This is a genomic window from Sporosarcina cyprini, from assembly GCF_022048975.1.
GTDB classification, from domain to species: domain Bacteria; phylum Bacillota; class Bacilli; order Bacillales_A; family Planococcaceae; genus Sporosarcina; species Sporosarcina cyprini.
This window is the reverse complement of sequence record NZ_JAKMHX010000022.1, coordinates 76,778-89,720: the sequence shown is the minus strand read 5'-3', so window position 1 is coordinate 89,720 and position 12,943 is coordinate 76,778. Positions and strand designations below refer to the sequence as shown.

The window sequence follows — 12,943 nt, the reverse complement described above, 5'->3', positions numbered from 1 at the left end:
GATGATGACAGTTCTTGAATTACAGCGAGTGAAGAAGACGTTCGGAAGCGGAAGGACGCAAGTAGATGCTTTGAAGGAGACTGATTTTCAGGCGAATGAAAAAGAATTGATTGCCATTATTGGTCCTTCTGGTTCTGGGAAAAGTACGTTTTTAACAATTGTCGGCGGGTTATTGTCACCCTCGTCCGGAGAGGTCATCTTAAATGGGCAGCCGATTTCCAATGTGAATGAACGAGAGCGTTCCCAAATCCGCTTAAAAGAAATTGGATTTGTCTTGCAGGCTTCCAACCTCGTTCCCTTCCTGACAGTGGATAAGCAGATGAAACTGCTCGATCAGGTAAAAAAAGGAAATATGGATAAAGCAGAGCTGGAGCAGCTATATGAGGATTTAGGAATTGGGGAGCTTCGGAAAAAGTATCCTGCCGATTTGTCCGGCGGGGAACGCCAGCGGGTTGCCATTGCCAAAGCGTTATACACGAATCCATCCATTATATTGGCAGATGAACCGACTGCATCCCTGGATTCTGACAGAGCGTACGAGGTCATGGAGCTGCTAAAACATGAAACGAAAAGCAAAGGAACGACGACCATTGTCGTGACACATGATATTCGATTAACCGAGTACTGCGACAAAGTCTATAAGATGACGGATGGTGTATTGACATTGGAGGAAAACGGAAAGCGATAGTGTAAAAAAGCCCGTTGCTGCGGGGAAATTCATACTAAGAGGATGAACGAGATGAAAACAACAATTGTATGGTTCCGCAAAGATCTGAGGCTGCATGATCACCCAGCTTTGTTTGAAGCGGCATCCCTCGGAAAGGTGATTCCTGTCTTTATTTGGACACCTGAAGATGAAAAGGCATTTAGCGAAAGCGGCCCGTCGTTATGGTGGCTGCATCGTTCATTGCAGGCATTTGAAAATCGATTGAACGGTTTAGGGGTTCAATTAGTAATCCGTAAGGGAGAAAGCGCAAACGTTTTAGCCGAATTGGCAAAAGAAACGCACGCGGACGGCATCTTTTTCAATGAACGATTTGAACCGGCGCACCGGGCAAAAGACGAAGAGGCTGTGGACCTGCTTCGTCTGCTCGATCTCGACGTGCAGATATTCAGAGGAAATCTGTTATTTGATCCGTATGCGATTAAAAATTCAAAGGGAGAGCCTTTTAAGGTTTTCACAGCATTTTGGAAGAAAAATTTAGAGGAACTCGTTCCGCGGCCTTTACAAGTTCCGGTTTTACAAAGGATGGAGGAGAAATGGCCCTCCTTGACGATCGAAGAGTTAGGCTTCCTGGTTCATCGAGATTGGGCTGAATGCTTTGAAAGTATGTGGGAGCCTGGTGAACAAGGTGCAATTGAAAAATGGGAAGAATTTATGGATGAGCCTTTGCTTTATTACGGAACGGAACGTGATTTATTTGCCGGGGAAATAGCTGCTGTCTCCATGCTTTCTCCCGCTATAGCCGCAGGGGATATCAGTGTAAGGTCCATCTGGCATTCAGCCAAACGAATTAGCGACGCCTCGGTGCTGCCGGCTGTCCATCAATCGGTCATGTCGTTTCTGCGCCAGTTGGCTTGGAGAGATTTTGCCTATTATCAGCTCATCTGGTTTCCGCAAATGGTGAATGAGCCGCTAATTGCTTATTTCTCGCAATTCCCTTGGAGCGGTACAAAGGAGCAGCTGGATCAGTGGAAGCAGGGGCAAACAGGATATCCTCTCGTTGATGCGGGCATGCGTGAATTACAGAAAACGGGTGTCATTCATAATCGGGTTCGCATGGTAGCTGCGTCGTTTCTAGTAAAACACTTGCTTATCCCGTGGACAGAAGGGGCTGACTGGTTCCGGAAATCGTTGGTTGATTATGATGTGGCGAACAATGCGATGGGCTGGCAATGGGTAGCGGGGACGGGAATCGATGCGGCTCCGTATTTTAGGATTTTTAATCCGGTTGCCCAAAGTGAAAAATTCGATGCGAATGGTGACTATATCCGCAAGTGGGTTCCTGAATTGGCCGATTTGCCGGCGCCGCATATCCATAAACCATGGGATGCCCCTCCGGCTCTCCTGAGAGAAGCGAATGTTCAGCTCGATTTGACGTATCCGAGACCTATTGTCGACCATTCATTGGCGAGAAAGCGTGCTTTGCAAGCGTATAATGAATTGCGAAAACAAGGGTAATCGATCAGGGAGTAGAACTTTTAATCATGGAACCCATAGTCGCTCGCCCGTTTCTCTCCTCCATTGTGGCATGTAATAGAGGGAGGAGGTGAGAAGCATGATGCAACATGGATGTTGCCCGAATTCCCAAGTCCAGCCAGTCGTTTGCCCAACACAATACCGTTATCACGATACGTTCATTCCACAAGAAGTGCCTTACATTCACCCGATTGTTAACGTCAATCGTCAACACATGGTAGAAATACCTCGTCACTACGTGGCAGTAACGAATGAGACGGTAATGGGAGCGCCGACAACTGCTTTTCCGGTTGGAGGATACGGACCTGGATTTGGCCCTGGCCCTGGACCTGGTTTTGGACGGAGACGACGTTTCTTTTAATATGATGAACAACAAAAAGCTGCTCCCTTAACGGGAACAGCTTTTTTGTTAATCAATACTGAAATATCGTGCGTCTGGGTGAGCAAACACAATGGCTGAAACGGATGCTTCAGGTTCCATCATGAACTCTTCGGTTAAATGGACGCCAATGTCCTCCGGTTTGAGAAGGCCGAACAATTTGGCTTGATCTTCCAGGCGTGGACAGGCTGGATACCCGAACGAGAAACGCTGGCCTTGGTACTTGGCTGCAAATCGTTCGCGCATCGTGAAGTCAGTCGGATCCGGGAAGCCCCATTGATCCCGTATTTCCTGATGAACACGTTCAGCAAATCCCTCTGCCAGTTCCAAAGCGGTTGCTTGGAAGGCGTGGCTTTCTAAAAATTTTCCTTTCGCCTTCAATTCGTTGGCGTAGCTACGAACTCCATGCCCGGCAGTCACCTGCATAAAACAGACATAGTCCATAATACCGCTGCTCACCGGTTTCAAATAATCAGCGAGACAAAGGAATGGTTCACGGCTTTGACGAGGGAATGTAAAGCGTTCGATTTCCCTTGTCGCATCCTCAGGATCATAGATGACCACATCATCGCCGTCCGCTTGGGCAGGGAAGAACTGATACATGCCGGAAGCGGACAAGTTGCCTGATTCCAAGAAACCGGTGACAAGCTCATGTAATTGGACGGCGCGTTCTTCTCTGTTTTGAAGCATTTTATCGACGTTGCCTCGCATGCCAAGGTGGTGGCCGATCAATGTCCGCATATTTACATAAGGATATAGATGGGCTACTGAATAGTCTCTCATGACGCGACGACGCAAGTCTTTCGGGACGAACACCGGCACATCCTCGCTCACTGTTTTGACGGGACGCGGCAGAACAGCGACCGCGGTATCTCTCGTTGCTCGATAGGCTTCTGTCTCCGCGCGCTTTTCCTGTTTCTCTGCAAGTTCCACTAACAAGGCTTCCTTCTCTCCACTTTGCAGCCGGTTTGCGAGATCTAAGCCTTGCATGGCATCCTTTGCATACAGAACCGGCCCGTCATATTCCGGTGCGATTTTCGTTTCAGTAAACCGGCGGGTCAGCGCAGCGCCACCTACCATGACTGGTGTATCAATGCCGGCCGCTTTAAAGTCTTGGGCTGTCAGCACCATCTGTTGGGCGGATTTAACAAGCAGGCCGGAGAGGCCGATTATGTCGGGCTTTTCCTTACGGATGACGTCAATCAGCGTCGCCGGGGTGACCTTAATGCCAATGTCGATCACTTTAAAGCCATTATTGCTCAAAATGATATCCACCAGGTTTTTCCCAATATCGTGGACGTCTCCTTTTACGGTAGCCAGAATGATTTTCCCTTTCCCTGAATCATCCTCTTTCTTCTCCATGAACGTTTCCAGGAACGAAACGGAAGCCTTCATGACTTCTGCGCTTTGGAGCACCTCCGCTACAATCAGCTGGTTGTCATTGAATAATCTTCCGACTTCCGCCATGCCCTCCATTAACGGGCCATTTATTATATCGAGCGGCGTGTCGTACATTTCGAGTGCGGCTTCCAGATCCGGTATAAGTCCCTCTTTCGTACCTTCCACGACGTAATAAGCGAGCCGCTCAGGAACAGTCTTCGGTATATCGTCTTCTGTCTTTTCCTTCTTTTTATCTCTGTAAAAATCGGTGAATTCGGCCAGTGTTGCATCTGTCGTGTTAAATAACAGATCATTAGCGAGCTTCACTTCTTTTTCCGGAATGGATGCGTAACGCTCTAATTTTTCTGTGTTGACAATCGCATAGTCGAGCCCTGCTTGCGTACAGTGGTAGAGATAGACCGCGTTCAACACTTCCCGTCCGACAGGCGGCAATCCGAAGGAAACGTTACTTACGCCAAGCGTCGTCAACGTGCGAGGCATCTTTTCTTTGATTAACCGAATACCTTCGATTGTTTCAACGGCTGATCCAATATATTGTTCATCGCCCGTGCCGACAGGGAAGACGAGCGGGTCGAAAATGATATCCTCCGGAGCCAGGCCCCATTTGTTTACAAGCAAGTCATAGGAACGCTCCGCGATTTCCAGCTTTCGCTCGCGTGTCACTGCCATTCCTATTTCGTCAATTGTGCCGACAACAACAGCTGCTCCAAACTTCTTTACAAGCGGCAAAACGGCGTCGAAACGCTCTTCGCCATCCTCCAGGTTAATGGAGTTGATAATGGCTTTCCCCTGGGAATATTTCAAAGCTTCCTCGATCACTTTTTCATCTGTTGAATCAATGACGAGAGGAACCTTAACCTTTTTAACGACTTCTTCCATAAATCTCTTCATATCTTCCAGTTCATCGCGATCAGGATTGGCGAGGCAAATATCAAGAACATGCGCTCCGCCGCGCACTTGGGCCCGTGCAATCTCGGAAGCCTCTTCGAATTTCTCATCCACGATCAGACGCTTGAATTTCCGGGATCCGATAACGTTCGTCCGTTCTCCAATTAATAAAGGACGCATGGACGGGTCATAGACGAGCGGTTCGATGCCTGACACGGTATGCGCGTGGTCGGAGTCCGGTTTTGAACGGGGCGGCAACCCGTCAACAGCTTCCCGGATCGCCTTAATATGAGCAGGTGTCGTGCCGCAGCATCCGCCCACCATGTTCAGCCAGCCTTTTTCCGCGAAACCTTGCAACTTCAACGACAAGGATTCCGGTGATTCATGATAATGCCCTTCCTCGTCAGGCAAGCCTGCGTTTGGATAGCATGTGACGTAGCTGGTCGCAAGGTCTGATAACGACCGTAAATGATCCGTCATAAATTCAGGGCCTGTCGCGCAGTTCAGCCCAACGGAAAGCGGCCTGATATGCTCTATGGAAATATAAAAGGCTTCGATGCTCTGGCCGGCGAGTGTCGTGCCCATCGGCTCGATTGTTCCGGAAATCATGACAGGAAGCTCTATACCAGTTTCCTCAAATGCCCGTTTGATGCCGATCGTTCCGGCTTTGACGTTTAGCATATCCTGGCTCGTTTCCATTAATAAAAGATCGGCTCCGCCTTCAATCAATGCTTTCGCTTGCACATAGAAGTCCTCTGAAAGGGCGTCGAATGTGATTCCGCCTGTCACAGACAAAGTTTTTGTCGTCGGTCCAATGGCGCCGGCCACAAAACGCGGCCACTCAGGTGTTGAGAACTCAGCAGCGCATTGCTTGGCAATTTCGACTGCTCGCCGGTTGATTTCCTCTGCACGGTGGCCAAGATCAAATTCATTCAGCACAAGGGGAGTGCCGCCGAAAGTATTCGTACTGATAATATCCGCACCTGCTTCTAAATAAGCGCGATGGATTTTTTGAAGAATATCAGGTCGAAGGATGTTCAAGTACTCATTACAGCCCTCGTATTCTTCTCCGCCAAAGTCGTCCGCGGATAGGTCTTCAGCTTGCAGCATCGTACCCATGGCCCCGTCAAGGATCAATATTCTGTTTTGAAGTTGTTGCTCAATAAGATGTTTCGGCATGGGCGAATTCTCTCTCCTTCTGTGCATCCAGCTCATGGATGTAATGGACTAACTCAAGCGACATGTCGTACCGGAGGAACGGGGTAATGACATAGATTCCGTTGAACAGCTCCGCAGCCGTATCAATCAGTTCCTTTGCGATGGCGATGCCTTCTGCTGTAGATTTCTCCCGGTCCTCCCCGCAGGCGTGCATCCTTTCAAGGACCTCCTCGGACAATTTGATGCCAGGTACTTCATGGTGAAGGAATTCGGCATTGCGGCTGTTTGTTAATGGCATGATCCCAAGGAAAATGGGGGTTTCCAAATGTTTCGTCGCTTCATGGATTTCAATAATCTTTTCTTTTGTATAAACAGGCTGCGTAATGAAGTAATCAGCTCCGCATTCAATCTTCTTTTCAAGTCTCTTTACAGCCCGGTCCAGGACGCGGACGTTCGGATTAAAGGCGCCGGCTACCGAGAATTTCGCTTTCTTCCGCAGCGGCTTTCCTGTGAATGAAATTCCTTCGTTTAATTGTTTGATCAACTGGAGCAATTCCATGCTCGATACATCGTAGACGCTTGTCGCGCCCGGGAAATCGCCGACTTTTGTAGGATCGCCGGTAACAGCTAGAATATCATGGATTCCTAATGCATCCAGCCCCATTAAATGTGATTGCAGACCGATCAGATTTCGGTCGCGGCATGTGATATGGACGAGCGGGCGGATATTGTTCTGCAACTTCAAAATCGAGCCCATCGCCATATTGCTAATGCGCGGGGATGCGAGGGAATTGTCGGCCATGGTAACGGCTGCCACGCCTGCATCATATAGAAGTTTTGCTCCTTCAATATACTGTTCCGTCTCTAAATGTCGCGGCGTATCTAGTTCAACGATGATCGTCCGCTCTTTTTTGGCTTTCTCGTGAAGCGGCTCATGAACAGCCGGTTCCGCCTCGCGGATCAAAATCGGTTTTTGCGGTGTAACGATTTTCGTTGTCACCGGAGCTAGACCAGTCAAATGTTTTTTAGCCGCTTCGATATGTTTCGGCGTTGTTCCGCAGCAGCCTCCGATGAGCCGCACGCCTTCGTCGCGAAGAAGGACAGCGGCTTTCCCGAAATAATCCGCTTCCGACACATAAACGATCCGGCCATCTTCGACATCGAGAAGGCTGGCATTAGGGGAGGCGGACAGGAAGGCTTTCTCCGGCAACGTTACTTTTTCAAAGGCTTGAATGGTATGGTAGGGGCCGAGACGGCAGTTTACGCCGACGACGTCCGCCCCGATAGCCTCCAACTGATGGAGCGCATCATTCAGCACAAGGCCGTTTTGCAATACCCCTGGTTCATCCATCGATACTTGGGCGACAATCGGAAGATCTGTTATAAGACGCAGTTCCTTTACAACGGCAGAGAGTTCGTCGAAATCATAATACGTCTCCAGTAGCAGTCCATCAGGATCTCCGGTCAGCAAGGCGTCTGCCTGTTCCCGCACGATCGTGAGCACTTCCTGGATCGACAGTTCGCTCTTCCGGATGCCCCGCAGTCCGCCGATTGTTCCCAGTACATATTGGCCTCCAGATGACGCGGCTTGTTTCGCGATTTTGATTGCGGCCTCATTGAACTCCTTCACTCGGCCTTCCATGCCGTAGCGTGCAAGTTTATGCGCATTGGCACTATATGTGTTTGTTTGAATGATATCGGAACCTGCTGCAATATAATCTAAGTGAATCTTTTCAATGACTTCTGGTTTCTCCACATTCAACTCTTCATAACAAAAGTCGATGCCGTAAGAATAAAGCAAAGTACCCATCGCCCCATCGGCTAGCAGTACCTTGTGTTTTAAATCATTTAAAAATGTCATCTCATCTCGTCCCTTCTCGTCGTGTATGTACGTTTGATGTAATCAGAAAAATAAAAAAGCCTTCTCGAAAAGAAGGCTTTGAATATATCGCAATTCACTCCTTCTCATCTTTCAGGCTAGTTGCCTGCTGGAATTAGCACCTGACCAAAAATGGCTGGTTGCTGAAGCTTCGACGGGCCAGTCCCTCAGCTTCTCTTGATAAGAATAGATTCATATATAGTTTTTTGAATAATTTCAAACATCATAACGCTTATTCTCGAAACCGTCAAGCCCTCTTCATGGGTTGGGCATGAACAGGCGACTGTGCTACACTATTCATAGTACATAAATGGCAGAAGGTGAATCACTTGAGAATTTTTAAATATTCCGTTCCGATCGGGCTCATTGTCGGCTGGATCGCTTGGTATATGTTAACGAAGAACTTTCAAGAAGTGCCCGAAACATCCCGTGTGTGGATTACAATCGGAGCCGCTGTCTTCAGTGGGATCATTGCATATTTCCTATTCCCGAAGAGTGAAGACAAACATAGATAAATGGAAAATCGGCAGCAGAGGGCTGTCGGTTTTTTTATTTTGCAGAAGGATTTCCACTAGATCTGTTGATCTCGCCTCGAGATGCTGCACGCGCGCATACCCGTGCCGTACCCGCGCATACCGATGCCGTACCCGCGCATACCGGTGCCGCACCCGCGCATACCGATGCCATACCCACGCATACCGATGTCGTACCCGCGCATACCGATGCCGTACCCGCGCATACCGGTGCCGCACCCGCGCATACCGATGCCATACCCACGCATACCGATGTCGTACCCGCGCATACCGCTGCCGTACCCGCGCATACCGATGCCGCATCCGCGCATACCGGTGCTACCCGCGCATACCCGCGCATACCCACCTACACAGGTAAACCCATTCCATTCCATCCCATCTGCCCATCCAAAATAGTAAATTCAATCATATAACAAACCCCGTCCCCTCAGGACAGAAAGAAAAGGGCATAGCTATCTATCGTCTGCTTCTAGAACCATGGCAATGTGTAAATAATATATAATGAGTTAACCATAAATGAAAATGTAGTTGACACATATTTTATGAACTTATATTCTATTACTACAGATAATTAGTTAAATGAGGTGTGTTGGATGGCGACGGTATCAGCAAAACAGAATAGTGGAATGAGTGCCTTGAGTCTGGTGTATTGCGCCATGTTTGCGGCTCTGATGATGATCGGGGCTAATATCACTACATTTGTTCCGTTTCTTATGATCGGCGGGGTACCGATTACCTTGCAGACGTTCTTTTCTATTTTGGCAGGATTGATTCTTGGAAGCCGGCTTGGCGCTACGGCTATGGCTGTATATATGGCTGTCGGATTGGCAGGAGCCCCTGTATTCTCAAAATTCTCGGGAGGCTTTGGGCAAATTCTAAGCCCGTTGTTTGGTTTTGTTATTTCATTTATATTAGTGGCCTATATCGCAGGGAAGATTGTTGAAAAGAACGGCAGCCTGCGCAGCTATATTATAGCCGGCCTAGTCGCGATGACCGTTAATTATCTGCTTGGGACCAATTGGATGTATTTCGCTTACAAACTTTGGGCGTCAGCGCCTGATGCTTTTACTTACAAAGTGGCATGGATCTGGATGATTCCGCCGCTGCCAAAAGATATTATTCTGTCTGTGCTAGCAGGGATCTTTGGCCACAGGATGTATAAAGTATTGAAAGTGAGGAGAGGGCGATGATGAATTACGAAGCATTGGCTGATCGGGTGTTGCAAGGGGAGACCTTGACGGATGCTGAAGCGATGGCCATCCTGGAAAGTCCAGACGATGATTTACTGCCGTTGCTCCATGCGGCTTATAAAGTCCGTAAACATTACTATGGAAATAAAGTAAAGCTGAACATGATTATTAATACCAAATCAGGTTTGTGTCCAGAGAATTGCGGTTATTGTGCCCAGTCGATCGTCTCGAAGGCGCCAATTGAAAAGTATGCGATGATGAAACAAGAGGAGATAGTGGCAGGGGCGGAGCGGGCAGCTTCCGTCAATGCTGGGACCTATTGCATCGTGGCGAGCGGCCGGGGACCTGTGAATCGGGAACTCGAAATCGTAATTGATTCCGTCAAGGAGATTAAAAGCAAGCATGCGGACATGACGGTTTGCGCTTGTCTCGGTATTTTGAAGCCGGAGCAAGCGAAGCGCCTGAAAGAGGCGGGCGTGGATCGGTACAATCACAACATTAATACGTCGGCGGCTCATCACAGCAGCATCACGACCTCTCATACATACGACGATCGGGTGAATACTGTTGAATCTGCAAAGGAAGCCGGCATTTCGCCATGCTCCGGAGTCATCGTCGGAATGCGTGAGATGAAAGAGGATATTATCGACATGGCGCGCAGTTTGCATGCATTGGACGCTGATTCGATTCCTGTCAATTTCCTGCATGCAGTCGATGGTACTCCGCTTGAAGGAACGAATGAATTGACGCCGCGGTACTGCTTGAAAGTGCTCAGTCTGTTCCGTTTTATCAACCCGACAAAGGAAATCCGAATTTCAGGCGGCCGGGAAGTTAATTTACGTTCACTGCAGCCTTTTGGCCTGTATCCGGCCAATTCGATCTTTATCGGCGACTACTTGACTACAGCGGGCCAGGAGAGTGACCGCGACAGGCAAATGCTAGAAGATTTAGGGTTTGAGGTCGATTTGGAACCATTGAAAAAAACACCTGCAACCGTATGAAAAAAAGGCAATCCTTACTGCAAAGCTGGTAAGTGGATTGCCTTTTTGTTTTAGTGGATGCGAGGTTACTTTTTCTGCAATCTTGTAGATGGATACCAAAGTGTAAAATCCTCCTGCTCCATAAACCAATCGATAATGGATGGAATTTCGCTGATCGGAACTGCAGTGACTTCCTTGAGCATTTCATCAAACTCTTCTTTTTTGACCGCTGAAATATTAGCGTTGGTCACGCGGGAGGGGATGGCATGTCTTCTAATCCTATTAACCCATTCGTCCAATTTCTTCTCACACACAATGATGTGGTCCGCGTATTTTTTTACGCCCTCTTCGTCGTAACGATAGACGAGCCGTGCCCCGACATAATCATATTTCCGTCCCTTGAAGCCGGGGTTGGTCCAAATGCCGATTAGCGACGCTTCAATTTGGTGCCAGTAGAATGTAATGGTTTCCTTTTCCCCTGTCCACTCATTTTCCGCATGAATTATATAGCCGGTAGGCGTGTCGATTTGTTCAAGTTTTGTTACGCCGCCAGTTCGTGGAGCCCGGAGAATTATAATAATGATCCAGCAAAGGAAAAGGAAGAGGCCCCCGAAAAGTATTGCTAGAAACCAATCCTGCGTGAGAAAGACATCCCAAAAGACAGTGAAGATAAAAATGGCAAAGATGGACATTCCGGCGATGACTGCGTAGTAATACAGTATTTTCCAAGCAGGCAATGCATGTTGCTGGCCGCGCTTAGGAACCCCCTTGTTCTCCAAATTATCATCTCCTTTCCCTATGTACGTCATATCCCCATTATAGTTTCATGCAAGATAGGTGAGCAATCGTACTAAAATAGGAGAACAACCCTATTCTTGCGGGCTGTTCTCCTTATTGGAAAGAGGCGGCAAGGCCTCATGTTTTATAAAACTTGAGTTTTTATTGCAAATGTACTGTGCATGATGAACCTGTTAGAAATCATGCATCCTGCAATCAAGCTAAATACGGTTCTAAAATGCACTTCTTCTTTTCTGTTGAAAAAACAAGCACTTTTTCAGCCGGGTCGTATGGTTCTCCATAAAATGTTTCATCCTTGTACGTATGGATATCTTCGTAAGTCATTTTCATCGCTTCGTAGACACTTTCCTCATCTGCGTCGTCTGGAGACCAAAATAAGATTTCCATATCATTTTGCTCCCCTGTAGCTAACGAACGTCTGCTGTAGCCGATCCGGCGTGCGTGATGAAAGTTTTCCCGGGCGTAAAACTTTAGCCGTTTTTCCGTATCGGTATCTTCGTAATCCACGGGCTCCACTTCCAGAATGATCGGTTTTCCTTTCTGTTTCAAAGAATCCAGCAGTTTCCGGCCGATTCCCGCGCCTCTTGACTGCGCCGAGACGAATAGGTAATCGATGAAGATGAATGATTCTGTCTCCACGAACATCAATACATGATGCGGCCCTTCTTCTTTACGATAGATATTCTTCTTATCGTTTAACAGTGCCTCCATATGTTCCTTTGACTTCATCTCTTCAATCGGGAAATATTCACTTAGCTTTTCGTACCAATTCACTTGTAGATCTCCTCCATAGTAGTTGTCGTACCAGGAGCTTTTTGTTTGGGGATGGGTTCAGGTTGTGTATAGCATATATAACAGCTGAAGCCCATAAGGTAGAGGAAAAAAGAGGTCAGAAAAAAATCCTCAACCTCTTAATTACCCGTTTCAACCAAATCTAAACCTTCTTTTTTGACTGCAAATCAATTGTGAAATCAACGTCTCATCGTGTATAATTAAGTCAAAGATAGTCAAAGTCAATGGCTTATCACTTCGCAACGGAAGGAGTGAAAACACATGCGGAATATTTCAGATGTAATTGAAGGATATTTAAAAAAGATTATTGAAAAGGGAGAGAACGGTGTCATTGAAATTAAACGGAGTGAAATTGCAGAAAAATTTCAATGCGTTCCTTCCCAAATCAATTATGTGATCAATACACGATTTACAGTGGAACGGGGATATGCAGTCGAATCAAAGAGGGGCGGAGGCGGCTATATACGCATCTACCGTGTGAAAACCAATTCGCATAAAGAATTGATTGAGCATATTTTAAGAGGACTTCAAGATGGGGCTACCTACACAATGGCTGAAGATGTCATCTATCGTCTGTTGCAAGAAAAAGTTATTTCTGAGCGCGAAGCGAGAATCATTTTGGCTGCAGTAGACCGGACGACACTCCATTATCCGCTTCCGGAACGAGATATTATCCGAGGGAGGATATTGCAGGCGATGCTTGTGACACTAATTTACGAACATAATAAAAACCAGTGAACTATAG

At 47.5% G+C, this 12,943-nt stretch carries 11 protein-coding genes and 1 riboswitch; of the genes, 7 read left to right on the top strand and 4 right to left on the bottom strand.

The annotated features are described in order from the left end of the window. Positions 1 to 4 precede the first annotated feature (4 nt). The 3 genes from L7D49_RS08120 (at position 5) to L7D49_RS08110 (ending at position 2,561) form a co-directional block, all read left to right on the top strand. The gene (locus L7D49_RS08120) at positions 5 to 688 is read left to right on the top strand and encodes an ABC transporter ATP-binding protein (RefSeq protein WP_238080387.1); all 684 of its coding nucleotides are present in this window, start codon (positions 5 to 7) and stop codon (positions 686 to 688) included. A 51-nt stretch (positions 689 to 739) separates the two neighbouring features. Beyond that, positions 740 to 2,182 carry a cryptochrome/photolyase family protein gene (locus tag L7D49_RS08115; protein WP_238080326.1) on the top strand — a complete coding sequence of 481 codons (1,443 nt, stop codon included), beginning with the start codon at positions 740 to 742 and terminating at the stop codon, positions 2,180 to 2,182. 97 nt (positions 2,183 to 2,279) lie between these two features. Beyond that, positions 2,280 to 2,561 carry a hypothetical protein gene (locus tag L7D49_RS08110; protein WP_238080325.1) on the top strand — a complete coding sequence of 94 codons (282 nt, stop codon included), beginning with the start codon at positions 2,280 to 2,282 and terminating at the stop codon, positions 2,559 to 2,561. 48 nt (positions 2,562 to 2,609) lie between these two features. On the opposite strand, the gene metH is transcribed toward L7D49_RS08110, so the two are convergent. Together metH and L7D49_RS08100 are read right to left on the bottom strand one after the other, a co-directional pair. Then, a complete protein-coding gene (metH, locus tag L7D49_RS08105) occupies positions 2,610 to 6,047 on the bottom strand; it encodes a methionine synthase (protein ID WP_238080324.1) in 3,438 nt (1,145 codons plus the stop codon). Beyond that, entirely contained in the window at positions 6,028 to 7,887 is a 1,860-nt protein-coding gene (locus L7D49_RS08100) for a bifunctional homocysteine S-methyltransferase/methylenetetrahydrofolate reductase (RefSeq protein WP_238080323.1), read from the bottom strand. Before L7D49_RS08100 ends, metH begins: the two co-directional genes overlap by 20 nt. A 101-nt stretch (positions 7,888 to 7,988) precedes the next feature. Beyond that, positions 7,989 to 8,092, bottom strand: a riboswitch (SAM riboswitch). A 142-nt stretch (positions 8,093 to 8,234) separates the two neighbouring features. Here L7D49_RS08100 and L7D49_RS08095 point away from each other — a divergent pair. From L7D49_RS08095 to bioB, 3 genes are all read left to right on the top strand, one after another. Next, on the top strand, positions 8,235 to 8,420 hold the full coding sequence (locus L7D49_RS08095) for a histidine kinase (RefSeq protein ID WP_238080322.1): 186 nt from the start codon (positions 8,235 to 8,237) through the stop codon (positions 8,418 to 8,420). Between the two features lie 611 nt (positions 8,421 to 9,031). After that, entirely contained in the window at positions 9,032 to 9,628 is a 597-nt protein-coding gene (locus tag L7D49_RS08090; RefSeq protein WP_238080321.1) for a biotin transporter BioY, read from the top strand. Continuing rightward, entirely contained in the window at positions 9,625 to 10,629 is a 1,005-nt protein-coding gene (bioB, locus tag L7D49_RS08085; protein WP_238080320.1) for a biotin synthase BioB, read from the top strand. Before L7D49_RS08090 ends, bioB begins: the two co-directional genes overlap by 4 nt. 65 nt (positions 10,630 to 10,694) lie before the next feature. On the opposite strand, the gene L7D49_RS08080 is transcribed toward bioB, so the two are convergent. Next, a complete protein-coding gene (locus L7D49_RS08080) occupies positions 10,695 to 11,387 on the bottom strand; it encodes a hypothetical protein (RefSeq protein WP_238080319.1) in 693 nt (230 codons plus the stop codon). A 214-nt stretch (positions 11,388 to 11,601) separates the two neighbouring features. Further along, positions 11,602 to 12,180 carry an N-acetyltransferase gene (locus L7D49_RS08075; RefSeq protein WP_238080318.1) on the bottom strand — a complete coding sequence of 193 codons (579 nt, stop codon included), beginning with the start codon at positions 12,178 to 12,180 and terminating at the stop codon, positions 11,602 to 11,604. 279 nt (positions 12,181 to 12,459) lie between these two features. Here L7D49_RS08075 and L7D49_RS08070 point away from each other — a divergent pair, with 279 nt between their 5' ends. Further along, positions 12,460 to 12,936, top strand: coding sequence for a CtsR family transcriptional regulator (locus L7D49_RS08070; RefSeq protein WP_238080317.1), 477 nt, complete (start codon positions 12,460 to 12,462; stop codon positions 12,934 to 12,936). Positions 12,937 to 12,943 lie beyond the last annotated feature (7 nt).

Bases quoted from the DNA above. Each gene is read 5' to 3' on its own strand.
- L7D49_RS08070 (WP_238080317.1), top strand. From the start codon at position 12,460: ATGCGGAATATTTCAGATGTAATTGAAGGATATTTAAAAAAGATTATT.
- metH (WP_238080324.1), bottom strand. From the start codon at position 6,047: ATGCCGAAACATCTTATTGAGCAACAACTTCAAAACAGAATATTGATC.
- L7D49_RS08120 (WP_238080387.1), top strand. From the start codon at position 5: ATGACAGTTCTTGAATTACAGCGAGTGAAGAAGACGTTCGGAAGCGGA.
- bioB (WP_238080320.1), top strand. From the start codon at position 9,625: ATGATGAATTACGAAGCATTGGCTGATCGGGTGTTGCAAGGGGAGACC.
- L7D49_RS08115 (WP_238080326.1), top strand. From the start codon at position 740: ATGAAAACAACAATTGTATGGTTCCGCAAAGATCTGAGGCTGCATGAT.
- L7D49_RS08110 (WP_238080325.1), top strand. From the start codon at position 2,280: ATGATGCAACATGGATGTTGCCCGAATTCCCAAGTCCAGCCAGTCGTT.
- L7D49_RS08100 (WP_238080323.1), bottom strand. From the start codon at position 7,887: ATGACATTTTTAAATGATTTAAAACACAAGGTACTGCTAGCCGATGGG.
- L7D49_RS08090 (WP_238080321.1), top strand. From the start codon at position 9,032: ATGGCGACGGTATCAGCAAAACAGAATAGTGGAATGAGTGCCTTGAGT.